Origin of the sequence: Hydrogenophaga sp. (genome assembly GCF_965657535.1) — a bacterium.
GTDB lineage: Bacteria > Pseudomonadota > Gammaproteobacteria > Burkholderiales > Burkholderiaceae_C > Hydrogenophaga.
On record NZ_CBFHOP010000002.1, the window covers coordinates 307,942 to 331,540 of the forward strand.

General features: G+C 64.8%; 24 protein-coding genes. 12 read left to right on the top strand and 12 right to left on the bottom strand.

What is annotated here, in order from left to right; translation table 11 throughout:
• Positions 1–63 precede the first annotated feature (63 nt).
• Positions 64–393 carry a flagellar biosynthesis anti-sigma factor FlgM gene (gene flgM / locus ACTG4K_RS04230; protein WP_439112943.1) on the top strand — a complete coding sequence of 110 codons (330 nt, stop codon included), beginning with the start codon at positions 64–66 and terminating at the stop codon, positions 391–393.
• Between the two features lie 26 nt (positions 394–419).
• Positions 420–791 (top strand): hypothetical protein, encoded by a 372-nt coding sequence (locus ACTG4K_RS04235; protein WP_439112944.1) that lies wholly within the window; start codon positions 420–422, stop codon positions 789–791.
• Between the two features lie 282 nt (positions 792–1,073).
• Here the strand turns inward: ACTG4K_RS04235 and ACTG4K_RS04240 are convergent, their stop codons facing one another.
• From ACTG4K_RS04240 to flhD, 11 genes are all read right to left on the bottom strand, one after another.
• Entirely contained in the window at positions 1,074–1,790 is a 717-nt protein-coding gene (locus tag ACTG4K_RS04240) for an RNA polymerase sigma factor FliA (RefSeq protein ID WP_439112945.1), read from the bottom strand.
• 5 nt (positions 1,791–1,795) lie between these two features.
• Positions 1,796–2,611, bottom strand: coding sequence for a hypothetical protein (locus ACTG4K_RS04245; protein ID WP_439112946.1), 816 nt, complete (start codon positions 2,609–2,611; stop codon positions 1,796–1,798).
• Positions 2,604–4,139 (bottom strand): flagellar biosynthesis protein FlhF, encoded by a 1,536-nt coding sequence (flhF, locus tag ACTG4K_RS04250; protein WP_439112947.1) that lies wholly within the window; start codon positions 4,137–4,139, stop codon positions 2,604–2,606. The genes ACTG4K_RS04245 and flhF overlap by 8 nt, the downstream gene beginning before the upstream one ends.
• Complete coding sequence (flhA, locus tag ACTG4K_RS04255) at positions 4,136–6,220, bottom strand: flagellar biosynthesis protein FlhA (RefSeq protein ID WP_439112948.1); 2,085 nt, start codon at positions 6,218–6,220, stop codon at positions 4,136–4,138. Before flhA ends, flhF begins: the two co-directional genes overlap by 4 nt.
• A complete protein-coding gene (locus tag ACTG4K_RS04260; protein WP_439112949.1) occupies positions 6,217–7,374 on the bottom strand; it encodes an EscU/YscU/HrcU family type III secretion system export apparatus switch protein in 1,158 nt (385 codons plus the stop codon). Before ACTG4K_RS04260 ends, flhA begins: the two co-directional genes overlap by 4 nt.
• Before the next feature lie 249 nt (positions 7,375–7,623).
• Positions 7,624–8,235, bottom strand: a complete 612-nt coding sequence (locus ACTG4K_RS04265; RefSeq protein WP_439112950.1) for a protein phosphatase CheZ — start codon at positions 8,233–8,235, stop codon at positions 7,624–7,626.
• Positions 8,236–8,256: 21 nt separating this feature from the next.
• On the bottom strand, positions 8,257–8,643 hold the full coding sequence (gene cheY / locus ACTG4K_RS04270; RefSeq protein ID WP_439112951.1) for a chemotaxis response regulator CheY: 387 nt from the start codon (positions 8,641–8,643) through the stop codon (positions 8,257–8,259).
• Between the two features lie 52 nt (positions 8,644–8,695).
• The gene (gene motB / locus ACTG4K_RS04275) at positions 8,696–9,694 is read right to left on the bottom strand and encodes a flagellar motor protein MotB (protein WP_439112952.1); all 999 of its coding nucleotides are present in this window, start codon (positions 9,692–9,694) and stop codon (positions 8,696–8,698) included.
• A 249-nt stretch (positions 9,695–9,943) separates the two neighbouring features.
• Complete coding sequence (gene motA, locus ACTG4K_RS04280) at positions 9,944–10,804, bottom strand: flagellar motor stator protein MotA (RefSeq protein ID WP_439112953.1); 861 nt, start codon at positions 10,802–10,804, stop codon at positions 9,944–9,946.
• A gap of 162 nt (positions 10,805–10,966) precedes the next feature.
• Entirely contained in the window at positions 10,967–11,506 is a 540-nt protein-coding gene (gene flhC / locus ACTG4K_RS04285) for a flagellar transcriptional regulator FlhC (protein WP_439112954.1), read from the bottom strand.
• Positions 11,507–11,564: 58 nt separating this feature from the next.
• The gene (gene flhD / locus ACTG4K_RS04290) at positions 11,565–11,900 is read right to left on the bottom strand and encodes a flagellar transcriptional regulator FlhD (protein WP_439112955.1); all 336 of its coding nucleotides are present in this window, start codon (positions 11,898–11,900) and stop codon (positions 11,565–11,567) included.
• A 642-nt stretch (positions 11,901–12,542) separates the two neighbouring features.
• On the opposite strand from flhD, the gene ACTG4K_RS04295 reads away from it, so the two are divergent.
• The 4 genes from ACTG4K_RS04295 to ACTG4K_RS04310 all read left to right on the top strand — a co-directional run bounded on the left by ACTG4K_RS04295 (position 12,543) and on the right by ACTG4K_RS04310 (position 15,866).
• Complete coding sequence (locus ACTG4K_RS04295; RefSeq protein ID WP_439112956.1) at positions 12,543–13,379, top strand: flagellin domain-containing protein; 837 nt, start codon at positions 12,543–12,545, stop codon at positions 13,377–13,379.
• Positions 13,380–13,525: 146 nt separating this feature from the next.
• Positions 13,526–14,938: a flagellar filament capping protein FliD gene (gene fliD / locus ACTG4K_RS04300; RefSeq protein WP_439112957.1), complete on the top strand. Its 1,413-nt coding sequence runs from the start codon at positions 13,526–13,528 to the stop codon at positions 14,936–14,938.
• Between the two features lie 194 nt (positions 14,939–15,132).
• Positions 15,133–15,567 carry a flagellar export chaperone FliS gene (gene fliS / locus ACTG4K_RS04305; RefSeq protein WP_439112958.1) on the top strand — a complete coding sequence of 145 codons (435 nt, stop codon included), beginning with the start codon at positions 15,133–15,135 and terminating at the stop codon, positions 15,565–15,567.
• A gap of 2 nt (positions 15,568–15,569) precedes the next feature.
• The gene (locus ACTG4K_RS04310) at positions 15,570–15,866 is read left to right on the top strand and encodes a flagellar protein FliT (protein ID WP_439112959.1); all 297 of its coding nucleotides are present in this window, start codon (positions 15,570–15,572) and stop codon (positions 15,864–15,866) included.
• Between the two features lie 315 nt (positions 15,867–16,181).
• On the opposite strand, the gene fliE is transcribed toward ACTG4K_RS04310, so the two are convergent.
• On the bottom strand, positions 16,182–16,496 hold the full coding sequence (gene fliE, locus ACTG4K_RS04315) for a flagellar hook-basal body complex protein FliE (RefSeq protein ID WP_439112960.1): 315 nt from the start codon (positions 16,494–16,496) through the stop codon (positions 16,182–16,184).
• Positions 16,497–16,683: 187 nt separating this feature from the next.
• Here fliE and fliF point away from each other — a divergent pair, with 187 nt between their 5' ends.
• The 6 genes from fliF (at position 16,684) to ACTG4K_RS04345 (ending at position 23,588) form a co-directional block, all read left to right on the top strand.
• Positions 16,684–18,366 carry a flagellar basal-body MS-ring/collar protein FliF gene (fliF, locus tag ACTG4K_RS04320; protein WP_439112961.1) on the top strand — a complete coding sequence of 561 codons (1,683 nt, stop codon included), beginning with the start codon at positions 16,684–16,686 and terminating at the stop codon, positions 18,364–18,366.
• Positions 18,367–18,405: 39 nt separating this feature from the next.
• Complete coding sequence (fliG, locus tag ACTG4K_RS04325; RefSeq protein WP_439112962.1) at positions 18,406–19,404, top strand: flagellar motor switch protein FliG; 999 nt, start codon at positions 18,406–18,408, stop codon at positions 19,402–19,404.
• Complete coding sequence (locus ACTG4K_RS04330) at positions 19,388–20,092, top strand: FliH/SctL family protein (protein ID WP_439112963.1); 705 nt, start codon at positions 19,388–19,390, stop codon at positions 20,090–20,092. Before fliG ends, ACTG4K_RS04330 begins: the two co-directional genes overlap by 17 nt.
• A gap of 132 nt (positions 20,093–20,224) precedes the next feature.
• Positions 20,225–21,706, top strand: coding sequence for a flagellar protein export ATPase FliI (fliI, locus tag ACTG4K_RS04335; protein WP_439112964.1), 1,482 nt, complete (start codon positions 20,225–20,227; stop codon positions 21,704–21,706).
• Positions 21,703–22,230, top strand: a complete 528-nt coding sequence (gene fliJ / locus ACTG4K_RS04340; RefSeq protein WP_439112965.1) for a flagellar export protein FliJ — start codon at positions 21,703–21,705, stop codon at positions 22,228–22,230. Before fliI ends, fliJ begins: the two co-directional genes overlap by 4 nt.
• Complete coding sequence (locus ACTG4K_RS04345) at positions 22,227–23,588, top strand: flagellar hook-length control protein FliK (RefSeq protein ID WP_439112966.1); 1,362 nt, start codon at positions 22,227–22,229, stop codon at positions 23,586–23,588. Before fliJ ends, ACTG4K_RS04345 begins: the two co-directional genes overlap by 4 nt.
• The last annotated feature ends 11 nt before the right edge of the window (positions 23,589–23,599 follow it).

Consider the following 23,599-nt stretch of genomic DNA (forward strand, 5'->3'; position numbering starts at 1 on the left):
TTCCCCCGCTTTTGAGCCGATAGTCCTTCCACAACGCCCCAACCACGGGGTTTGGAGAGTGAAATGAAAGTCGAATCATCACCGGACTCGTACATAGGTTCCGTGGCAGGTGGCCCGCAGAAAGCGGCAGCGGCCCCCGCAGCAGGCGCCGAAGCGGTGGCGGCGCCAGCGCCCGCCGCTGCGGCCAAACCGCAAGCGGGCGTCACCGTCACACTGTCTTCGACCAGCCAGGCCATGGCGGGCGGCGGCAGCAGCAGCGACGTGTTCAACGCCGAAAAAGTGGCCGCCATGAAGCAAGCCATTGCCAGCGGCAGCTTCCAGGTCAACCCCGAAGCGATTGCGGACAAGATGCTGTCCAACGCGGCAGAAATGCTGAGCATCAGCCGTTCCTGACACCGCTTTTTAACCAGGTACCCACCATGAACGCCCTGGCACCGACGCCCACACACCCCTGGATCGTTTCGCTGCAGTCCGGGCTCGACACGCTGGAAACCGCGCTGTTGCATGGCGATGCGACCGGCGTGGAAAAAGCCAGCGCCAGCATCCAGACCACGCTGCAGGGTGCCCCCAAAACCGCCGCGTTTGCGGTACCCGGCACCGCCCTGCGCCAGGACATGCAGCGCGCCGCCCACCGCTTTGGCCAGCTGCGCCAGGCGGTGCTGCGCGCCAGCACGCAGAGCCAGCGCGCGGTGAACAGCGTGTTGCCACAAAGAGCCCCCGCCACCTACGGCCACCTGGCCGGCGCAGGCAGCTCCACCGGTGGCGCGGGTCGGGCTTTCGTGTCGGCCTGAGCGCTGCACGCGCGGTGTGGAGCCTGCCCGAGGCCCAGCACGCCCCACCATCGAACCCTTTGGTTGAGAGGCTTCAGGCGTGAGAACACCGTCCGAAGCGGCGTGGCTGCGGGACATGCCATACGCATCTGCTCAAGGGACACTATGGATCAGGCCACGGCGCTTGTTGCGCCCATCCAGTCAAGCCCCAACCGGTAAACCTGCAGTAGCCAAAGGCTGTCCCCATGGGTGGCACAACGGGTGGTACAACAGGCGGCGATTTGCCGCCCTCACCGCATTTGCTCAATGCTCGCGCAGCTTGGCGCGCAACCGTGCGATGGACTGGCTGTGCAGCTGGCAGATGCGCGACTCGGTCACACCCAGCACGGCGGCGATTTCTTTCAGGTTCATGTCGTGCTCGTAGTACATGCTCATGATCTGTTGCTCGCGCTCGGGCAACACCTTGATGGCGGCCACCAGGGCCATGCGCATGCGCTGGTCTTGCAGCACGGCGGAAGGCTCCACGTCACTGGTGACCTGATGGCGGTCCAGAAAACCGTCGTCGTCGTCGCCGTGACCGCTGATGTCTTCCAGGTACACCAGCTGGGTGCCGCGCACCTTGGCCAGCAGGTGCTGGTAGGCCGCCAGGTCCATGCCCAGCTCTTTGGCAATTTCAGATTCCAGCGGTGTGCGCTGCAGCTTTTGCTGCAGGCGGTGCACCGCTTGTTCAATGTCTTTTTGGCTCTTGCGCGAGCCGCGGCTCATCCAGTCGCCTTCGCGCAGTTCGTCGATCATGGCGCCGCGTATGCGCTGGCTGGCAAAGGTTTCAAACTGCACGCCCTGCGAGGGCTCGAAGCGGGCAATGGCCTCGGTCAGGCCGATCATGCCGACCTGTATCAAGTCGTCAATTTCGACACTGGGCGGCAGTTTGGCGATCATGTGGTGGGCCAGGCGGCGCACCAGCGGGCTGTATTTGCGCAACTGAGCGTCCCGGTTGAGGGTGCCTTTGGCGGTGTACATGGTCATCAGCTCCAGAGGTGGACGGCCGCTGAACGGTCTGCGCCCAAGGCATCCAGGGTCAGCCCCCGGTGCGTGTGTGGGGTTTGCTGGTGGCGGGTGCGGGCTGGCGGCGTGATGGCGCTGGCCTGCACACAGGCGCCCCAGGTGTTCACGGGCCAGGCGTGCACCGCCACACCCAAGTGGCGCTGGGCGCAGTCGGTCACGGAAACCACCACCTGCTGCAAGGGAATCTGCGCGGTCGTCTCGTCGGTGGCCAGCGGCGCCAACACGGGCGACAGGCCTGCGGCGTGCAGCAGCTTGAGCGCACCGTAAGCGTCCACCGTGGCTTGCGGCTGGTTGAGCACCGGCACCAGCGCGTGTGCCGGCAAGCCACCCAGCAGCTGGCCGAGCACAAAAGCAGGCGCAAACAGCAGCACCAGCACACCCGGTGCGAAGGGCGAGAGCAGCCGGGAGACCGCCACCGCAGCACCGGCGGCCCGGCTGGTTTGCTGCAAGGCTTGCAGACCCAGGGCGCCGGGCATCACCAGCCATTCGGCGTGGTCCACCGGGCGGTCCAGCCCGGCGATGGAGGGGTCGTTCAAGGCATGTTGCAAACCGAGGTGGCTGCCGTCGTTGGAACGGCGTGCAGCGGCTTCGGTGGCGGTGCCGTCGATGATGACCACCGCACGGCCCAGCGCCGTGAGGTGGGCGGCCAGGGTGCACAGCATTTCGTAGGCCCGCGCAGGCTGCGCCGGGCTGGCCACGGGCATGAGGCTGGGACCGGTGGCTGGCACGGGTTGGGCGCGTAAGCCGGCGGCCTGGTCAAAGCCGATGTCAAACATGGGAGGCTCCCAGATCAAGGCCACGGCCAGAAGACTGCGAGAAGTAAAAACCCATGTCGGTGGACAGCGGGTCAAACGCCGACTTGGTCTGGCTGCCCATGGACATGCGCACCAGCGCTGCGGCGTCGGGGTTTTGCCAGTCTTCGGGCACGCGCTGGCCGTTGGCCACACCGCGCAGCACCACCTGGTGGCGAATGAGGGCGTCGATGGCGGGGCCGAGCTTCACGGCTTCGTCCACCTTGCTCAGCACCACACCGTGCAGCGTGCTGGCCTTGAAGGCGGTGAGCACATCGTCCAGCGTGTCGCCGTGCGCGCCGGCGTTGAGCACCAGGCACTTCTTGACCTTGGGCATGTCCAGCACGTCCAGCATGTCCTGGATGCGCTGGTCGCGCTGTCCCAGGCCAGCGGTGTCGATGACGACCATGCGCTTGTTGGCCAGCAGATTGAGCAGGTCTTTGAGCGCGGCGCGGTCGTGCGCCAGGTGGGCCACCACACCGAGCATGCGGCCATAGGCGCGCAGCTGTTCGTAGCCCGAGACGCGGTAGGTGTCCAGCGTGATCAGGCCCACGCTGCCGGCACCAAACTGCTTGACGCACTGGGCGGCCAGCTTGGCGGCGGTGGTGGTTTTGCCCACGCCGGTGGCGCCAATCAGCGACACCACGCCGCCTTCGTCACACAGGCTGCTGGTGGGTGTCACCACCTTGAGGTTGCGGGTGATCACATCCATGAGTGTGCGCACCGCTTCGGGGGCACCGGCTTCGGTGGGCACGCGCTCCAGCACGGCGCGGGACAAGGTGGGCGAATAGCCGGCCCGAATGAGTTTAAGCATCAGGTTGGACTGGATCGGGTTTTGCTTGGACGAACCGAGCCAGGCCAGCGTGTTGAAGCGCTCTTCAATCATGTCCTTCAGGGCCGACAGCTCCACCGCCACGCCACTGTCGCGCGGCTCGCGAGCGTCTTGGGGCGCGCGCGGGTCGGCGTAGCGCCGGGGCGGTGCCGAGTCTTCCCAGGCTGTTTCGGGGGTGCTGCGGGTGCGAATGGGCTGGGGCACCTGGGCAACGAGCGGGACGGGTGCTGCGTTGAAGCGCTGCACCGGCGCCTGGATGGGCGCGGCGCGGCGCACAGCGGGTGGGGGCGCAGCAGCGGGGGCTTCGGGCACGGGCTCGCTCACACCGCCCATCGCTTCACGGCGCTTGCGCAGCATGCGTTCGCGCACATATTCCTGAAACGACAGGGTGCTCATGGCCAGGGCTTCGGTGTCTTCTTCCACCGTGCTGGGCAGCGCAGGCGCAGGCTGTGTCGCGGGCTGTGGCGCCCGGGTGCGGATGGGCGCCGGGGCGCGCTCGGCGCGGGCGTTGGCCTGGGCGCTGACCGCCAGCGAAGCCAGACTTTCTTCCGAAGCGGCCATCACCTCAAAGCCGTCTTCGGTGGAGCGGGTGGACAAAATGACCGCGCTGTCGCCAAAGGTGTTGCGCGCCTTGGCCATGGCTTCACGCGAGGTGGGTGCGGTGAATCGCTGGATGTTCATTGGGCTAGCTCTCCAAGAATCGGGCCAATGCGGATGAGGTGGGTGTCAGGAATTTCGCTGTGCGACAGCACCTGCAAGCGCGGCGCAGCGCGCCGGAGCAGGCGGGCCATGGCGTTGCGAATGGCGTCGGGCACCAGCAGGCAGGCAGGCACGCCTTTTTCTTCCTGGCGGTTGGCCATTTCGGTGGCCGACTTGCTGAGCATTTCGGCCACACCGGGGTCCAGTGCGCCGTTGGCCGCACCCGACAGGGCCTGCATCAGCAGGCGCTCCAGGCCGGGCTCGATGGCGATCACTTCCAGCTCTTTCACCGGGCCGTAAATTTGCTGCACGATGGCCGGGGCCAGCGCCATGCGCACCCGCCGGGCCAGCTCCACCGGGTCGGTGGTGGCGGTGGCGTGTTCGGCAATCGACTCGATGATGGTGCGGATGTCGCGCACATGCACAGACTCTTCCAGCAGCAGCTGCAAGACTTTCTGGAAGGCGGCGACAGAGATCATTTTCGGGACGACTTCTTCGATCAGTTTCGGGGCCAGGCGGGTCACGTGTTCAACGAGGTCCTGGGTCTCCGTCCGGCTCAGCAACTTGGCTGCCTGGACTTGCATCAAGTGTGAAAGATGCGTGGCCAGCACGGTCTCGGAATCAACCACCGTAAAACCCGCCATTTGCGCGTGTTCCCTTTGCTTGTCTTCGATCCAGTGCGCGGGCAAACCAAAGGCGGGGTCGGTGGTGGGGGTGCCAATGAGGGGGGTACCAATGCCACCGGGGTCGATGGCCAGGAACATGCCGGGGAACACCTCGCCCTCGCCCACCACCACGCCGCGCAGGGTGATGCGGTAGCCGCTGGGGCGCAGTTCCAGGTTGTCGCGCACGTGCACAGCGGGCGGCAAGAAGCCCACCTCTTGCGCAAATTTCTTGCGCACGCCCTTGATGCGGGTGAGCAGGTCGCCCTGGCGGGCCTTGTCCACCATGGCAATGAGGCGGTAGCCCAGCTCAAGGCCCAGCAGGTCCACCGGCTGCAGGTCGTCCCAGGTGGCTTCGCCGTCGGGGTTCACCGCCTGGGCCTCGGGCTCGGTGGCCACCGGGCGGTTGTCAGCCTGCAGCCGCCACCAGGCGATGGCGCCTATGACGGCCGCAAAGCTCAGAAACACCGCGTGCGGCATGCCGGGCACCACCCCCAGCAAAAACAGCACCGCTGCCGTGATGCCCATGACCTTGCTGGACAGAAACATCTGGTCCATGACCTGGCCACCGAGGTCGGCGTCTTTGCCCACGCGCGACACCACCATGGCCGCTGCCACCGAGATCAGCAGACCTGGAATCTGCGCCACCAGCGCGTCACCCACGGCCAGCAGGATGTAGCTGTCGGCTGCTTCGCCCACCGACAAGCCATGCTGCATCACGCCCACGGCAAAACCGCCAATGATGTTGATGATCAGAATCAAGATGCCGGCAATGGCATCACCGCGCACAAACTTGGAAGCACCGTCCATGGAGCCAAAGAACTCGGCCTCTTCACCCACTTCGGCGCGGCGGCGTTTGGCTTCCTTCTCGTCGATCAGGCCCGCGCCCAGGTCGGCGTCAATGGCCATTTGCTTGCCGGGCATGGCGTCCAGCGTGAAGCGGGCCGACACCTCGGCAATGCGCTCGGAGCCCTTGGTGATCACGACAAAGTTGATCACCACCAGAATGGCAAACACAATGAAACCCACGGCAAAGTTGCCGCCAATCAGGAAGCTGCCAAAGGCCTCAATCACCGCGCCGGCGGCGCCGGGACCGGTGTGGCCCTCCAGCAGCACCACCCGGGTGGACGCCACGTTGAGCGACAGGCGCAGCAGCGTGGTGAGCAGCAACACCGTGGGAAACACCGAGAAGTCCAGCGGGCGGCGCATGTAGGCGGCCACCATCATCACGATCAGCGCCAGCGCAATGTTGAGCGTGAAAAACGTGTCGAGCACCCACGGGGCCAGCGGCAGCACCATCATCGACAGCACCGTGATCACCAGCAGCGGCGCTGCCAGGCCCTGGGCCCAGGCGGCGTGGCGGGCCAGCCATTGCCTGGCAAAGGTCAACTGGGCATTCATGCGGCGGTCTCGCTAGCGGGTTTTTTCCAATGCGGGTCCAGCTCTTGCGGCACCACCGGCGTGGGTGCGGCGCCGGGCATGGCGCCCTGCCCGCCCATGGCGGCCTTGAGCTGGTACACATAGGCCAGCACCTGCGCCACGGCGGTGTACAGCGCCGTGGGCACTTCGCCGTCCAGCTCGGCGTGGGCATACAGCGCGCGCGCCAGCATGGGCGACTGCAGCACCGGCACGTCGTGCGCCTTGGCCATGTCGCGGATGCGCAGAGCCAGCAGGTCGGCGCCCTTGGCCACCACGCGCGGGGCGTTCATGGTGGCGTCGTCGTACCTAATGGCCACGGCGTAGTGGGTGGGGTTCATCACCACCAGGTCGGCCCGGGGTACCGCCCCCACGCTGTTGCGCTGCGCCAGTTCGCGCTGGCGCTGGCGGCGCTTGCCCTTCATCTGCGGGTCGCCTTCGCTTTCCTTGTGCTCGCGCTTCACCTCTTCCATCGACATCTTCAGCCGGCTGGCGTGCAAAAACTTCTGGATCGGCACGTCGATGATGGCGAAGAACGCCACCACCAACAGCAAAAGGCTCACGCCGGTGGTCATCCAGGCGCCCAGCTGGCCCAAGGCGCCTTCCAGCGGCCGCATCAGCAGCGTGCCAAAGGCTTCCATGTGGGCCGCCAAAAATTGCCAGGCCACCACGCCCACCACCGCCGCAATGCCGGCGAGCTTCAAGGTGTCCACCACCTGCTGCTTGGAAAACAGGCGGCCCAAGCCTTTCAGCGGGCTCAGGCGCGTGAGGTCGGGCGTGATGGGTTGGGTGCTGATGGCCCAGCTGCCCGACGCCAAGGCCGAGCCCAGCGAAATGGCCAGCACCAGCAAGCCCAGCGGCAAGATCAGCGAAAGCCCGTGCACCGCGCCGTCCACCAGGCGCTGCAGCAGCAGCTCGGGGTGTTGCAGTGCGCTGTGGTCAAAGCGCATCTGCTGGCCCATGCCACTGCGCAGCATTTCAAAGCCCGTGGGTAGCAAGGCAATGAGCACCATGGCGCCGCCCCCGAGCACCGCCAGGTTGGACAGGTCTCGGGAACGCGCAACCTGGCCGTCGTCGCGAGCCTTTTTCAGGCGCTGCGCGGTCGCGGGTAGGTTCTTGTCCTGACTGGAAGATTCCATGGCTGTGACTCATCGGGTGGATGAGACAGATTGTGGAATTCAGGTGGGAAAACTAAAGGGGAATAAGCCGGTGTGGAACCACGCTTTTCCGGGAGCAAAGACGCAACGTCACCGTATCTGCATGAAATGCGAGCGATGCACCTACCGGCGCGAAACGCCCCAACCTAGGCCACCGCGGAACTGGCTTTGCCAGGCCGCCAGTGGCGCCCCCTCGCAGGGGGTCGCGCGCAGCGCGGCGGGGGTGGGTCGTTAAAAGCCCAAACTCGCCAGCAAGTCGTCCACCTGCGCCTGGTCGTTCACCACGTCGGTGCGGCCCTCGGGGCTCACCACCGGGCCAGCCAGTTCATAAGCATGGTCTTGACCGGGCTGGCCGCTGGGGGCCGACTGCAACAGCAAACCCAGCAACTGCTCTTCGATCGTGCTGGCCAGCTGCACCACGCGGGCAATCACCTGGCCGGTCAGGTCATGAAAGTCTTGCGCCATCATGATTTCGGTCAGGCGCGCATCGCTCTTTTCGCTGGTGCTCACCACGTCCTGGCTCCACGCCAGCAGCTCGGGCATGGCTTTGGCCAGGCCGGGTACGCGGCGAATGGTGTCGGTCAGCTGGCGCCCGCGCTCGGCAATCAGGGCCTGCTCGGTCTTGGCCACCTCCACCTCGTTCAACACCTTTTCAGCGGCCTCACCCGTGAGCCGCGCGATGTAGGACAAGCGGCTCTGCGCGTCGGGCAACTGGTCGACCGTGCCCTTGAGCCTGTCGGTGTAGCCGAGCTCTTTGAGCGCGTCGTGGAGCTGGCGGGTGATGGAGCCCAGCTGTTGAAACATGTCGGTACTGCTGGGCGAATCTTGAACACTGCTGACCATGGTGGTGCCTCCCTGAAAGCCTCAAAGGCCCAGTTTTTTAAAGATGTTGCTCAGCTTGTCTTCCAGCGTGGCCTTGGTGAAAGGCTTCACGATGTAGCCCGCCGCGCCACCCTGTGCGGCCATCACGATGTCTTCCTTGCGCGCCTCGGCGGTCACCATCAGCACCGGCAGGTGCTTGAGCGCCGGGTCTTTCTTGATCTCGGTCAGCAGCTCAAACCCGTTCATGTTGGGCATGTTGATGTCGCTGACGACGAAGTTGAAGGTGCCGTTGCGCAGCTTGTTGAGCGCAATGGCACCGTCCTCGGCCTCATCAGCCTCGGTGTGTCCGATCTCCTTGAGCAAGTTGCGCACAATGCGGCGCATGGTGGAAAAGTCGTCAACGATCAAGAATTTCATCGGGCTGGCCATGAATACCTCCACGGGAGGAAAGAGGAAAAAAACAGGGTGCAGCGGTGGCGCCTCAGCGCCCTGTCTCTGCTTGGGGTTTCGTCACTTCTGGGGAAATCTGAAGCCCGGGCAACGCACCGGCGGGCAAAGCGGGGGGTGAAGGGATCGATTCGTTCACGGCCGGCGCACTGGAGGCGCTGGCTGCAGCCGCCGGCAACATGCGCGCTTCGGCTTCTTTGGTCAAGATCACGATGCTGATGCGCCGGTTGACGGCGTCGCCAGGCGCCTCGGGCGTGCGCAGTTGGCTCGACGCCAGGCCCTCCACGCGCAACAACTTGTTGTCGGGCAGGCCGCCGGCCACCAGCTCGCGGCGCGTGGCGTTGGCCCGGTCGGCCGACAACTCCCAGTTGCTGTAGCCCCGCTGCCCGCTGCCGTAGGGGGTGGCGTCGGTGTGCCCGGCCAGCGCAATGCGGTTTTCCACATCGCCCAGCGAGGCACCAATGGCCCGCAAAATATCGCGCATGTAGGGCTTCACCAGGGCGCTGCCGGTGTCAAACATGGGCCGGTTTTGCGCGTCCACAATCTGAATGTGCAGGCCGTCGGCCGTTTTATCGAGCTGGATCTGTGCACCAAACTCGGCCAGCTGCGGGGTGTTGGCAATCAAGGCCGTGATTTTTCGCTGCAAGGCGTCGATGCGAATCTCGTCGCGGCGCGCCTGCTCGGCGCGCGCCATTTGCGCCCCCATGAGCTTGGCGGCGCGCTGGGCATCGCCGCCGTCCACCTGCCCGGCCGCCTGGCTCAGGTCGCGCCCGCCACCGGGCAAGATGCTGTCGCTGTTGCCCGTGCCGTCGCCCCCCATGAGCGACACCTTGATCGGGTTGCTGAAATAGTCGGCAATGCCGTTGCGGTCGCCACTGGACGTGGAGCCCAGCAACCACATGAGCAGAAAGAACGCCATCATCGCGGTCACGAAGTCGGCATAGGCAATTTTCCAGGCCCCACCGTGCGCCGAATGCCCCTTCTTCTTGATGCGCTTGATGATGATGGGCTGCAGTTTTTTGCCTTCAGCCACGGTAGTCTCCCCCCCGCTGCGCTGCGTGCGACCCCCCTAGCGGGGCGGCACTGGCGGCCCGGCAAAGCCGGTTCCGCGCTGCCCTTGGGCAAGCCACGCGCGCCGAAAAAGTTGTGTCCGCTTGCTGCGTGTTGCGCGCAACCACTCTCCAGCGCAGGTGCCCCCGACCGAGGGCAGCGAGGTGCCGGCTTTGCCGGAGCGAGATGCCGCCCCCTTGGGGGGGTGACGCGAAGCGGCGCAGGGGCGCTTTCATTTCTTGCCTTTCACATGGCCTTCAAGTTCTGTAAAGGAAGGCCGCACGGTAGACAGCAACACCTTGCGGCCGAACTCGATGGCCGTGGCGGGTGCGTAGCCCTGCATGCTGGCCAGCAGTGTGGTCTTGATGCATTGCAATTCTTTGCCGCTTTCTTCCACCTTCTGCTCCATCAGGCCGGCCAGCGGCTCGGCAAAGGCGTAGGCCAGCAAAATGCCCAGAAAGGTGCCCACCAACGCCGAACCGATCATGGCCCCCAGCACCGCCGGCGGCTGGCCCACGCTGCCCATGGTTTTCACCACACCCAACACCGCCGCCACAATGCCAAACGCGGGCAAGCCGCCGGCCACGCGCTGCATGGCAGCCACCGGGGCATGGGCTTCGTGGTGGTGGGTTTCAATTTCGCTGTCCATCAGCGACTCGATTTCATGCGCATTCAAGTTGCCCGACACCATCATGCGCAGGTAATCGGTGATGAACTCCACCACATGGTGGTCGCTGCCCACCGTGGGGTACTTCTTGAACAAGGCCGACTGCTCGGGTTTTTCCACGTCCTGCTCAATCGCCATCAGACCTTCCTTGCGGGCCTTTTGCAAAATATCAAATTGCAGGGCCAGCAGCTCCATGTAGCGCGCCTTGGTGTACTTGCTGCCCTTGAAGCACGCCACGGTACTGGCGACGGTGGACTTGATGACCGTCATCTGGTTGTTCACCAGAAAGGCCCCCAGCGTTGCGCCGCCGATCATGGTCATTTCCCAGGGCAGCGCCTTCAAAATCGGGCCCATGTTGCCGCCGTGGGCAATGAACACCCCGAACACGCAACCCAGCACGACCACCCAACCAATGACGACAAACATGTTTTTGACCCTGAAAAATGACCGTCTCACGCGCTGTGCGTGAGCACTTCAGCACCGCTCTTTCTATCGGTTGACTCTAGGACCGATTGAGGCTTTGCATAAACGCGAAATGGGCCCACATAGGGGCCCATTTCGATTGATGGCGCAACACGCGCCGCGCGTTCAGTGCAGGCGCAACCCGCCGCTGGCGCTGCCCTTGCCGGCGCGTGCCGGTGGCTCGCACATGCCGCATACAAAGTTGCGGGCGTTTTCATAGGGCTCGGTCACAAAGTGGCCGCTGCAGCAAGAGCACTTGGTCAGGGTGAGCATGCCGTTGTCGACAAACTTCACCAGGCGCCAGGCCCGGGTCACCGACAACAGCGGCTCAATGGCGCTGGCCTGCATTTGCTCGTTGTACAAGCCAAAAGCCTTGATCACGGTGTCAATCTCTTCCAGCTCACTCGTCTTCGACAGGTACTCGTGGATGTTGAGAAACAACGAAGCGTGGATGTTGGGCTGCCAGGTGAGGAACCAGTCGGTGGAGAAAGGCAGCTGGCCTTTGGACGGGCTTTTGCCCGCCACTTCCTTGTACAGACGCAACAGCCGCTCGTAAGACAGGCTGGTCTCGTATTCCAGCACCTGCAGCCGGGCGCCGAGCTTGATCAAGGAGATGGCGCGCTCGATGTCGCGCGATTCGCCGAGGATGCTTTTTTGCGTTGCCATGTTGTTCTATCCCTGTGTGACGTGCGGTGCGCAAGCGGACGGTGCAGATGAGCAGGGCTCAGTGCGCAGACATTGACTCGGCGTAGCGGCCGGCCATCAAGATGCTGGCGTGCAGCTGGGTGGTGGTGCTGTTGTCCACCTTCTTCACGTTGTGGTTGGTCAGCAGGTTCCACACCAGGTCGTCGTCCACCCGGAAGCGGCACAGCAGCATGTTGCTCGAAGCAATTTTGAGCAACTGAGCGGTGGACAGCATGCCCAGCAGGTCAGCGGCTTCTTCGGTCAGACCCAGGCGGAACAACGCTTCTGCGCGGTCCTTGCGAATCAGGTTCTGAGCCAGCATGAGGTAGGTCAGATTGGCTTCGCGGATTTCGGCCAAGAGTTGTTCGCTGTCCATGGGGTGCTCCTTGATGAGTGGTCGGTTTGGTGTGCGGGGTTGCTTACGTTTCCTGACCTGATGTATGCAATTGTGTCGAGCGTAAAAATTTCTTTAATCGGCGAATGGCTGTTTGACCTGTCATCCAGTCACCCGTTTTGTGTAGGTGTTTGCCTTACAACCTTGGTGCTCAAAAATGAGGCCGGCCGGGCCTCCTGTCACAAGCCTGACCCAGGCCCGGGTCACAGCGTGGCGCCCCCGTTGGGTTGCGTCGCGCAAGAGCGCTCGGGGGCGTGCACACAGCCGCACACCCGCTGTGCAGCGCCCCGGGCGGTGCACCTGAAAAAAGTATTTGCACCCCCCACTCACCCCTCCACCTGCAGAGCGAGAAAGGCCAGAAAAGCCGGCAACAAGTCCGGTTTATTTGCAGCACTCTTTACAACTCGCCGCTAAAGAATAGGCCAGGACCACCGAAATTGAACTCAACGAACTTCTAGAAAGGTTCGTCGTCCGGCAAGCAGAAGCGGCGAGGCGGTGAGCGGTCCATGGGCCCAGCCGGCAAGCGCAGCCAAAAGCACCGGTCATGGCGGCCAGCCCCCCTGGCTGGCGTTGAGACAGGCAGCAATGCCGGATTACTTTGTTTCCATTTTTTAGGAGTTAACCATGAGCACCATCAACACCAACGTTCAGTCCCTGAATGCCCAACGCAACCTGGCCGCTTCGTCGGGCGCACTCTCCACCTCCATGCAGCGCCTTTCCTCGGGCTTGCGTGTCAACAGCGCCAAAGATGACGCCGCCGGCCTCGCCATTGCCGAGCGCATGAACGCCCAGGTCAAGGGCATGAACGTGGCTATTCGCAACGCCAACGACGGCATTTCGCTGGCCCAAACCGCTGAAGGTGCGCTGGGGAAAGTGGGCGATTCGCTGCAGCGCATGCGCGAACTGGCTGTGCAATCGGCCAACGGTTCCAACTCTGACGACGACCGCACCAACCTGGACGCCGAGTACCAGCAACTGGCGCTGGAAGTGACCCGCGTTCTCGAGGGAACCAAGTTCAACGGCCAAAACCTCTTTGACGGCACCGGTGGTGTGACGGGAACGTTTACCTTCCAGGTGGGTGCCAACAACGATACAACCGACCAAATTGATGTCGAAGTGACCGACTTGACGGCCGACACCGACATGACCGCAGCAACCGGCAGCGACATCACCACGCTGACGGATGCACAAGGCGCCCTCGATTTGCTGGACACGGCGATCGACACCATCACCACCACGCGCGCTGAACTGGGTGCGGTGCAGAACCGTTTTGATTCCGTCATTTCCAACCTGCAGGTGGCCGCAGAAAACGAGGCCTCTGCTCGAGGTCGCATCGTGGACGCCGACTTCGCCAAGGAAACCGCCAACCTGTCGCGCGGTCAGATCTTGCAGCAGGCCGGCACGGCCATGATTGCGCAGGCCAACCAGCTGCCCCAGGGCGTGCTGTCCCTGCTGCGCTGAGCGCCAAGCCACACCACCGCCACCCCCTTGCGGGGACGGCGAAAGCGCGGTCGGGGCCCTGCACGGCTTCACCGCGCATCCCATTCGTGGGATGCACAGACCGCATGCCTTCGCGTGCGGTGCGTCCATCTTGAGGAGGGCACACCATGGCCACCATATCTTCGCCCGGCATCGGAAGCGGGCTTGATGTCCAGAGCATCGTGACGCAATTGGTGGCGCTGGAAAAAGCACCCATCAAGCAGCTGCAAACCCAGGCCACGTCGTTCCAGACCCGGCTGTCCACCTACGGCACCATCAAGTCGCAGGTGTCGGCGCTGGGCGACGCTGCGGCCAAGCTGTCCACCAGCAGTGGCTGGAACGCGGTGACGGCCAGCTCGTCCAACGCCACGGCCATTGGCGTCACCGCCGCAGCGGGTGCGCAAGCCACCTCGATCACCATGCAGGTGCAGCAACTGGCCAAGGCGCAGTCGGCAGCGTCTGGCGCAGTGCCCACGGGAAGCGCCATGGGTTCGGGCACGCTCACCATCGCACTCGGTAGCTGGGCCACCGGCTCGTTTGAAGCCGGCGCTGGCGCCCCTGTGAGCGTAGCCATTGCAGCCGAAGACTCACTGTCGGCCATTGCGGCCAAGATCAACGAAGCAGGCTCGGGCGTGAGCGCCACGGTGTTGCGCGATGCCTCGGGCGAACGCCTGTTGCTGCGCTCCAAGGAAACCGGTGAAGCCAACGGCTTTCAGATCTCGGCCGTGGACGGCGATGGCGCCGACGGCAACGACCTCGGCCGGCTGGCCTTCAACCCCGGCAGCGGTAGCGGTATGGGGCAAACCCAGGCCGGTCAAAACGCATTAGCAACCGTCAATGGCGTGTCCATCAGCACCGCCAGCAACCGCCTGAGCGACACCCTGCCGGGCCTGACGATCCAGCTGTCCCAGGTCACGACCGAACCGGTGGAGATTGACATCACGGTGGATATGGACACAGCCAAGAAAAACATCCAGTCTTTTGTAGACGCCTACAACACGCTGTCCACCACGTTGGCCACCGCCACCCGCTACGATGAGGCGACCAAGCGGGCGGGGGCATTGCAGGGAGATTCCACGGCAACGGGCTTGCAGAATGCGTTGCGCAGCATGATGCGCTCGGTCACCTCCAGCAGCCCGTTTGAACGCTTGTCGGCGATAGGCATTGAAGTCAAAACCGGCGGCACGCTGGAGATCAAAACCGACAAACTGGACGCAGCGCTCTCCAATCTGGACGGCGTCAAAGCGCTGTTCACCGCCACCAGCAGCGACCCCACAGCGCGTGGCTTTGGATTGAAAGTGAAGGCCTTTGCCGACGGACTGGTGGCCGCCGATGGCCTGGTGAGCAACAAAACAACGTCCATCCAGACCTCCATCAAACGCAACGGGCTGGAACAGGAACGCGTGAACGACCGGGCTGCGCGGGTCGAGTTGCGCCTGCTGGCCCAATACAACGCCATGGACGCCGCCGTGGGCAGGCTCAACGGGCTGGGCGCTTTTGTGTCGCAGCAAATTGCACTCTGGAACCGGAGCAGCAGCTGACCCCGCAGACCCTGGAAAAAGCCAACACCTGGACCATGCGCAGCGCGCTGCCCGACCAGGTTTTTTTGGTTTGAACCTAGCCAAGCACAGGAGCCATCACCATGCACTTTCACCCGCATTTACCTGTGCAGAACGCTACAGTCCCGCCCCTTGGTGCCGATATTAAAAGGCATCAGACACAAGGAATGGACACCATGTTTACCTCGGTCAAATTTCGCGCTGCATCGGCTTACCAACGGGTTGCCGCTGAAACCAGCGTGCAGGGCGCAGACCCCCACCACCTCGTGGGACTGCTGTTCGACGCCCTCTTGCAATCCATCGCCCAAGCGCGCGGCGCTCTGGCCCGGCAAGACATTCCCGCCAAGGGTCAGGCCATTGGCAAGGCGGTGCGTATTTTGGAAGAAGGCCTGAAGGCGGGCCTGAACACGGCACAAGGCGGCGAGATAGCGGCCAACCTGCGCGCGCTGTACGACTACAGCATCGTGCGGCTCACGCACGCCAACCTGCGCAACGACGACCAGGCGCTGGCCGAAGTGAGCGCACTGCTGGAGCCCGTGGCGCAGTCCTGGAAACAAATGAAGCACGGCAGCCCCGCCTTCTTGCAGCCTGCCACGGGCCCTGGAGCCTGATCATGGAGCCCACCTTGTTGGACTATTACAAAGCGATTGAAAACGCGAGTCAGAAAATGCTGGAAGCGGCACAAACCGAAAATTGGGACCAGGTGGTGCGGCTGGAAAGCACCTGCGCGGTGCTCATCGCCCAGCTGCGCGGCAAAGCCCGCACGCTGCAACTGGCCCCCGAAGAGCGCCCAGAAAAGGTTCGCATCATGCAGCGCATCTTGCGCACCGACGCCGAAATACGCAACCTGGCCGAGCCGTGGTTGAACGACCTGGCGCTGTTGATGGACAACGGCGGGAAGATCCATTGACCCCCCCCGCGCCGCACCTGCGGTGCGTCACCCCCCCAGGGGGGCAACGCTGGCGGCCTGGCAAAGCCAGTTCCGCGGCGTTCTGGGTTGGGGCATTGCTCGCCGAAAGCGGCTTGGCGAGAAGCAAGATTCAGTCAACCAAAGATCGCGCAGGGAAAAGCGGAAGCAACTCGCTGAAACGGTGCAGCGGCTACACGCAGTGAGCCGCGGTGAGAAACAAGTCCCCAGAACGCCGCGGAACTGGCTTTGCCAGGCCGCCAGCGTTGCCCCCCGGGGGGGGGGTGACGGCCCCTTAGGGCTGGCGCGGGGGGAGCCTCAAACACTCATATTCATGATGTCGGTATAGGCCTGCACCATGCGGTTGCGCACGTGCAGCGTGGCCTGAAAGCCGATTTGGGACTTTTGCATGGCGAGCATGGTTTGTTCCAGGCTCACGGCGGGGTTGCCCAGCTGCACCTGGGTTTGCAAATTGGAGGCTTCCGTTTGCGCCGCACTGACCGATTTCAGGGTGGTCTTGAAGCTTTCAGCGAACTGGCCACCCACGGCGCCGGTGGCGGCGGGGCGCTTCATGGCGGACTGCCCGACGCCGGTGGGTGCCTGGCTGCCCAGGGCGTTGATTCGCAGGTCCATCACGGATTCCTTCCACAAAATATGCGTACGCTTCGATGCTAGTGAGCCGGCCGTGGCGCCGCCGTGGGAATAGGGGCACAAACCCCCGCCTTTTCATGGCTATGGCTGGGTTGGTGGGGCCAAATAATCGTCTGCAACGGGGTGGCATTCATCCCGATTGAGCCGAACCGCAAAGCCCGACCTCCCCATGAGCACCACCGTCGCCGAAATGGAACTCCAGCCTGTGAGCCGCAATGCGTTCAGCGACGGGCTGACGCGCATGGACCCCGCTCAGAAGCTGAAGATGGGCCTGGGTGCCCTGGCGCTGCTGGCGCTGGCGCTGGCGTTCTTCTTCATGGGGCAGCAGCCCGAATGGCGGGTGCTCTACAGCAACCTGGGCGACAAAGACGGCGGCGCCATCGTGGCGCAGCTGACCCAGATGAACGTGCCTTACAAGCACACCGAGGGTGGCGGCGCCATCATGGTGCCAGCCGACAAGGTGCACGACACCCGCCTGCGTCTGGCCTCGCAAGGCCTGCCCAAAGGCTCGGTGAATGGCTTTGAGCTGATGGAAGCCAACCGCTTTGGCATGACGCAGTTTCAAGAGCGGCTGACATTTCAGCGCGGCCTGGAAGGGGAGCTGACGCGCTCGATCCAGTCGCTGTCGTCGGTGCAGGCGGCGCGCATTCACCTGGCGCTGCCCAACCAAAATGGCTTTTTTCGCGAGCAACAAAAACCCACTGCGTCGGTGCTGCTGACGCTGTTCCCCGGGCGCACGCTGGACAAGTCGCAGATTGCCGGCATCGTGCACCTGGTGGCTTCGAGCGTGCCCGAAATGAACCCCAAGGCGGTGAGCGTGGTGGACGACGCGGGCACCCTGCTCTCGGCCACGCCCGAGGGCCAGGCCCAAGGCGCCGACGTGCAGAAACTGCAATACACGCAGCAGATTGAGCAGCTCTACACCCGCCGCATTCTGGACATGATCGAGCCGCTGGTGGGCCAGGGCAATGTGAAGGCGCAGGTGAGCGCCGACTTGGACTTTTCGCTGGTGGAGTCCACCTCGGAACAGCACCGCCCCAACCAGACGGCCGAAAGCGGCGCGGTGCGCAGCCAGCAGATTGTGGAAGACGGCACCCCGGGCGCCGCCCTGCCCGCTGGCGTGCCCGGCGCGGTAAGCAACCAGCCGCCCGCCACAGGTACAGCCCCCATCAACGCGGCCGCCGCCCCGCTGGGCGTGGCCAGCAACGCCGACAAGCCCGGCACCTCGCGCCGCGAGTCGGTGATCAATTACGAGGTGGACAAGACGGTGAAGGTGGTGCGCGAGGCCAGCGGCACGGTGCGCCGCCTGAGCGCGGCGGTGGTGATCAACCACCGCACCACCACCGACCGCAACGGCAAAGAAACCCCGGTGCCGATTCCCCCCGAGCAGCTGGAGCAGATGACGGCGCTGGTGCGCGAAACCATTGGTTTCAGCCAGGAGCGCGGCGATTCGGTGAACGTGGTGAACGCGGTGTTCAACGTGACCAAAACCCCCGACGTGGAAACCGCCGCGTGGTGGCAGCAGACCGACACCCAGGAACTGGCGCGCAGCCTGGCCTGGCCGCTGGGCATGCTGGGCCTGGGCTTGCTGGTGCTCATGGGCATGGTGCGCCCGGGCTTGAAGCTGATGAAAGCACCCGCAGTGCCGCGCAAGGACAACCTGCCCGCGGTGCCGCAAATCAGCGCCCTGCTGAACGAAGCGCCCGAACGTCCTGGCCTGCCCATGCCGGACACAGACACGCCCACAACCGAGCAGTTGCGCCTGACCGATGCGAAGCGTTTGGCGCTGGAAAACCCGATGGCTGTGGCCAACATCGTCAAGGGCTGGGTCAATGGCGAAGCGCCGACTTGACCCGATTGCACCGTCACACAGACACACCGAGACCACCCGATGGAAGACCAGGGAATTCAGGACGCCGCGATCTTTCTGATGTCGTTGGGCGAAGAAGAGGCGGCCGAGGTGTTCAAGCACCTGAGCCCCAAGGAGGTACAGAAGCTGGGCGAGGCCATTGCCAGAACGCGCGCCGTGTCCCACGAACGCGTCGGGCAGGTGATGCAAAAGTTCACCGACGAAGCGGCCTCGCAGAGCCTGCTGGTGTCGGACACCGACAACTACGTGCGCGCGGTGCTGCGCCGCGCCCTGGGCGATGACAAGGCATCGCTGCTGATTGACCGCATCTTGCAGGGCGGCGATGTGTCGGGTATTGAAAGCCTGAAGTGGATGGACCCACTGTCCATTGCGGAACTGCTGCGCAACGAGCACCCCCAGATCGTGGCGGCCATCCTGGTGCACCTCGAAGCCGACCAAACCGCCAGCGTGCTTAAAAATCTGAACGATCGAAACCGCAACGAAGTGATGCTGCGCATCGCAACGTTGGAGGGTATTCAGCCGATTGCGCTGAAGGATCTCAATGAAGTGCTGTTCAAGGTGCTGGCTGGTGGCGACAAGGTCCGCAAGACGTCCATGGGTGGCGTCAAAACAGCGGCGGAAATCATCAACATGATGGGCACCCAGATTGAGAGTTCCGTGATCGAGTCGATCCGTGGCTTCGACGCCGATCTGGCGCAAAAGATCATGGACAAGATGTTCACCTTTGAAGATTTGCTCAAGCTCGATGGGGCGTCCATCCAGATGGTTCTCAAAGAGGTGCCCTCGGAATCCCTGGTGATCGCGCTCAAGGGCGCGCCTGCGGAACTGCGCGAACTGATCCTCGCCAACATGTCTTCGCGCGCTGCAGAGGGCTTGCGCGAGGACCTGGAGTCGCGGGGGCCGGTGCGCCTGTCCGAGGTGGAGGCTCAGCAAAAAGACATCTTGAAGATCGTGCGCCGGCTCTCGGACGAAGGCCAGATCATGATTGGCGGTGGAGGCGATGATGAAGGCTTCGTCTAAACCCAACCCCTACGCCCGGTTCATTCCGAGGGAGGAAATCGACGGCTGCTCGGCCTGGCTGTTCTCTTCCATGGACGGGGACAAAGACAGGGCCGGACCACAAGACAGCGCAGAGGAGGAGGCCGAGGAAACAGCCATTTCTGCCGAAGCCTTGCAGGCCGCGCGCGAGCAAGCCTATGCCGAGGGCTTTGCCTGCGGCCACGACGCCGGTGCCCAGGAGGTGCGCGACGCCCTGGAGGCCACGGTGCGCAAGACCGCCGAAGAAACCGCGGTGCGCATGGCCCAGCTGCTGCACAACACCCGCGAGCACCTGAGCAAGAGCGAAGAACAGATTTCGCGCCACATTCTGGCGCTGTCGATCGACCTGGCCCGCCAGGTGGTGCGCCAGGAAATCACCACCAACACCCAGCACCTGCGCCCGGTGATTGCCGAGGCCCTGAGCCAGCTGGTGGAAGACGGCTTGCCCGCCACCGTGCGCATGAACCCCGGCGACCTGGCCCTGATGAAAGGTGCGCTGCAAGAAACGCTGGCCAACCCGAAGCCCGAGTTCGTGGCCGATGCGGCGGTGAGCGCCGGCGGTTGCCTGGTCGAGTCGGCCAGCATGGCGGTGGACGCCACGGTTGAAAAACGCTGGGCCCGCGCCGTGGGCAACCTGGGACTGGACAGCACCTGGAACCCAGATGCCTAGAGAAACACCCCCGCCGCGCCGCGCGCGCGCCCCTCAAGAGGGCGCAGCCTGTGGTCCGGCCAAGCCGGTTTCACGGCATCTCTCGGTGGGGTTCAAGCGCGTCGGCCCGATTTTGAATACAAGGAAGGCCTCATGAACGACAGCACGCTGGGCACCGAGAGCCGTTGGGGCCACTTCATGGAGGACGTGCGCGAAAACGCCAGTGTGCACACGCCGCTGGAGGTGCGCGGCACGCTGACGCGGCTGGCCGGGCTGGTGCTGGAAGCGGTGGGGCTGAAGGTGCCAGTGGGCTCGCAGTGCCTGATTGAAAACGGCCACAAAGAACCGGTGCTGGCCGAGGTGGTGGGGTTTTCAAACGACCGCGCCTACCTCATGCCGGCGGGCGACACGCACGGTTTGTCCAGCGGCGCCAGCGTGACGCCGCTGGCCCCCTACCGCACAGTGCCGCGCGTGGGGCATATCAACAAACCGCCCTCGCCCAACGACCGCGGCGTGCTGCGCCTGCCACTGGGCCGGGGCCTGCTGGGGCGCGTGGTGGACGCGCACGGCCACCCGATGGACCACCTGGGCCCGATCACCAACGTGGAGATAGCGCCCATGGACCGGGCACCGCTGAACGCGATGGACCGCGACCCGGTGCGCGAGCCGCTGGACACCGGCGTGCGCGCGATCAACGCCCTGCTCACCGTGGGCCGGGGCCAGCGCATTGGCCTGTTTGCCGGCTCGGGTGTGGGCAAAAGCGTGCTGCTGGGCATGATGGCCCGCTACACCAAGGCCGACGTGATCGTGGTCGGGCTGATTGGCGAGCGCGGCCGCGAGGTGAAGGAATTCATCGAAGATATTTTGGGCGTGGAGGGCCGCAAGCGCTCGGTGGTGGTGGCCGCACCGGCCGACGCACCGCCGCTGGTGCGCATGCAGGGCGCGGCCTACGCCACGGCCATCGCCGAGCGCTTTCGCGACGACGGCCTGCATGTGTTGTTGCTGATGGACTCGCTCACCCGCTACGCGATGGCGCAACGCGAGATTGCGCTGGCCATTGGCGAACCACCCGCCACCAAGGGCTACCCGCCCAGCTGCTTTGCCAAGCTGCCCCAGCTGGTGGAACGCAGCGGCAACGGGCTCAACGGCGTAGGCTCCATCACGGCGTTTTACACCGTGCTCTCCGAAGGCGATGACCAGCAAGACCCGATTGCCGACGCCGCCCGCGCCATTCTGGACGGCCACATTGTGTTGTCGCGTGCGCTGGCCGAGTCGGGCCACTACCCGGCGATTGACGTGGAGGCTTCGGCCTCGCGGGTGATGCACAACGTGGTGAGCACCGGGCACTTGGAGCTGGCGCGCAAGTTTCGCAGTGTGTATTCGCGTTACATGAAGAGCCGCGACCTGATTCAGCTGGGCGCCTATGCCCCCGGCAGCGACCCGGAAACGGACCGCGCCATCGTGCTCTACCCGGCGCTGCAGCGCTTTTTGATGCAAGACATGCAAGACGCCGCCGCTTTTGATGCCTGCCTGCACCAACTGGCCAGCACGCTGCAAGAAGACCGGGGTACACGCGATGCGTCCCAGCGCCAGACCCGCCCGAACCACAACCCCTATGAAAGCCACACGCCATGACCGCTATCCAGACCCTGAACAAGGTGGTTGAACTGGCCGTGAAGCGCCGCGACCAGGCTTTGAGCACCCTCGCCCAGTTGCAGCGCGAGATGCAGGTGGCCCAAGCGCAAATGAACCAGCTGCAGGCCTACGCCCAAGAAGCCCAGCAACGCTGGGCCGTGCGCAGCAGCGTGGGGGTGGACACCGCGCTGCTGCACCACCACCGCCAGTTCATGGACAAGATCGACCACTCCATGGACTTTCAGCGCGGCGTGCTGAGCAGCCGCGAAGCCCAGATTGAACGCGGCCAGCAACAGGTGCACGCCGCCGAACGCGACGTGGCGGGCCTGCGCAAATACACCGACCGCAAGGTGCAAGACCTGCTGCAACACGCCCAGCGCCAGGAACAAAAGGCGACCGACGAAATGGCGCTGTCCATTCACCTGCGGCAAAGCCTGGCGCACGTCCAGGCTCAGGCCCAGGCACGTAAACCCACCCGGACACCCTCACGCACGGCCACCGCGCCACAGGGATCACGCGCATGAGCACCAGCACCCCAGCGCCCAGCAACGCCGGCCCCGCCCCGGTGAAGGCCCACACGGGCACCCAGCACGCCACCAAAAAGGCCGGTGGCGAAGCCCCTGCCGACCTGTTTTCCAGCCTGATGTCGCTGGTGAGCGCGACCCACGGTGAGCCCGCTGCCGCCGGGCCCGCGCCCGACACCAGCAGCGACGCGCGCGAAGAAACGCCCGGCGACCCGCGCCAACCCGGCGCCGACAACCCCGTGTACGCCCTGCTGAACTGGGCCAGCCCAGCGGCCCTGGCGGCCACCGCCGCCAACAACGCAGCGCTGGCGGGAGACACCGCAACAGCGGCACGCACCACCCTGGCAGGGCAGCGCAGCGTGACCACCGAGGGCATGGCGCTGGCGGGCATGACGCCCCTGAGCGCAAGCGCCCCGCTGGACGCCGACACCGCCGCCGCGCTGGCGCTCGCGAGCGCACCCAGCGCAAAGCCCGGCGCCGGCGAAGCAGCCGAGGCCGCCGCCCAAAGCATGGGCTCGGAAGGCCTGCGCACGGCAGCCCCTGGCCGGACCGACACGGCACACGCCCTGGGCGCACCCACAGCCACGTCTAACGGCACCTGGCGCAAAACGCCTGCCCATGCCAGCGCCACCGCCGCGCACGAAACGGGCAGCCTGAGAGCCTTGGCCGCCGACGGCCTGGCCGCCCGCCTGGGCGTCCAGGCACCGATGGTGCGCAGCACCGTGGCCATGCACGAGCGCCTGGGCCAGACGGCCACCCCCTTGGCTGGCGCCGCAGGCGAAGCCAGCCCACTGGGCACCCCCGGCCTGCGCCCCGCTGGCGCACCCACGGGCGAGGCCACGGCGGCCACCCCGGGCGCTGCGGTGTCCGAACTGCTGGACGGCGGCACACCACGCGACTTGCTGAACGCCGAAGACGCCACCCAGGCACTGGCGCAACCCGACCCGCTGGCCAGCCCCGATCGAGAAGCCGAGCTGATCAGCCACTGGAGCGCTCAAAACCTGCGCCATGCCAGCCTGCGGGTAGGCCAGAGCGGCGAGGACGCGATCGACATCCGGCTCTCCATGTCGGGCCAGGAAGTGCGCGTGGACTTCCGCACCGACAACGCCGAAGCCCGCGCCAGCCTGCAGCAAAGCGCGGGCGAATCGCTGGGTGAAATGCTGCAACGCAGCGGCATTCAGCTGGGCGACGTGTCGGTAGGCGCCCAAGGGCAACGCCAGGACGGCGGCGCAGAACGCCGCGAAGCCGGGCCCGGCAACGCACGCCGGCCCACAGAACCAGACGCCGAACCGAAGGCCACGCCCGCCATGAGCCGCCCGCGCGCCGACGGCAGCCAGCCGCTGGACGTGTTTGCCTGACAACCCAAGCC

Coding starts and splice junctions, on each gene's coding strand:
- fliI (WP_439112964.1), top strand. CDS start 20,225: ATGAACGACAGCACGCTGGGCACCGAGAGCCGTTGGGGCCACTTCATG.
- ACTG4K_RS04265 (WP_439112950.1), bottom strand. CDS start 8,235: ATGGTCAGCAGTGTTCAAGATTCGCCCAGCAGTACCGACATGTTTCAA.
- flhC (WP_439112954.1), bottom strand. CDS start 11,506: ATGGCAACGCAAAAAAGCATCCTCGGCGAATCGCGCGACATCGAGCGC.
- flhA (WP_439112948.1), bottom strand. CDS start 6,220: ATGAATGCCCAGTTGACCTTTGCCAGGCAATGGCTGGCCCGCCACGCC.
- ACTG4K_RS04310 (WP_439112959.1), top strand. CDS start 15,570: ATGGAGCCCACCTTGTTGGACTATTACAAAGCGATTGAAAACGCGAGT.
- ACTG4K_RS04330 (WP_439112963.1), top strand. CDS start 19,388: ATGAAGGCTTCGTCTAAACCCAACCCCTACGCCCGGTTCATTCCGAGG.
- fliS (WP_439112958.1), top strand. CDS start 15,133: ATGTTTACCTCGGTCAAATTTCGCGCTGCATCGGCTTACCAACGGGTT.
- fliG (WP_439112962.1), top strand. CDS start 18,406: ATGGAAGACCAGGGAATTCAGGACGCCGCGATCTTTCTGATGTCGTTG.
- cheY (WP_439112951.1), bottom strand. CDS start 8,643: ATGGCCAGCCCGATGAAATTCTTGATCGTTGACGACTTTTCCACCATG.
- flgM (WP_439112943.1), top strand. CDS start 64: ATGAAAGTCGAATCATCACCGGACTCGTACATAGGTTCCGTGGCAGGT.
- ACTG4K_RS04235 (WP_439112944.1), top strand. CDS start 420: ATGAACGCCCTGGCACCGACGCCCACACACCCCTGGATCGTTTCGCTG.
- flhD (WP_439112955.1), bottom strand. CDS start 11,900: ATGGACAGCGAACAACTCTTGGCCGAAATCCGCGAAGCCAATCTGACC.
- fliJ (WP_439112965.1), top strand. CDS start 21,703: ATGACCGCTATCCAGACCCTGAACAAGGTGGTTGAACTGGCCGTGAAG.
- flhF (WP_439112947.1), bottom strand. CDS start 4,139: ATGAACATCCAGCGATTCACCGCACCCACCTCGCGTGAAGCCATGGCC.
- fliE (WP_439112960.1), bottom strand. CDS start 16,496: ATGGACCTGCGAATCAACGCCCTGGGCAGCCAGGCACCCACCGGCGTC.
- fliD (WP_439112957.1), top strand. CDS start 13,526: ATGGCCACCATATCTTCGCCCGGCATCGGAAGCGGGCTTGATGTCCAG.
- ACTG4K_RS04345 (WP_439112966.1), top strand. CDS start 22,227: ATGAGCACCAGCACCCCAGCGCCCAGCAACGCCGGCCCCGCCCCGGTG.
- ACTG4K_RS04245 (WP_439112946.1), bottom strand. CDS start 2,611: ATGTTTGACATCGGCTTTGACCAGGCCGCCGGCTTACGCGCCCAACCC.
- ACTG4K_RS04240 (WP_439112945.1), bottom strand. CDS start 1,790: ATGTACACCGCCAAAGGCACCCTCAACCGGGACGCTCAGTTGCGCAAA.
- ACTG4K_RS04260 (WP_439112949.1), bottom strand. CDS start 7,374: ATGGAATCTTCCAGTCAGGACAAGAACCTACCCGCGACCGCGCAGCGC.
- ACTG4K_RS04295 (WP_439112956.1), top strand. CDS start 12,543: ATGAGCACCATCAACACCAACGTTCAGTCCCTGAATGCCCAACGCAAC.
- fliF (WP_439112961.1), top strand. CDS start 16,684: ATGAGCACCACCGTCGCCGAAATGGAACTCCAGCCTGTGAGCCGCAAT.
- motA (WP_439112953.1), bottom strand. CDS start 10,804: ATGTTTGTCGTCATTGGTTGGGTGGTCGTGCTGGGTTGCGTGTTCGGG.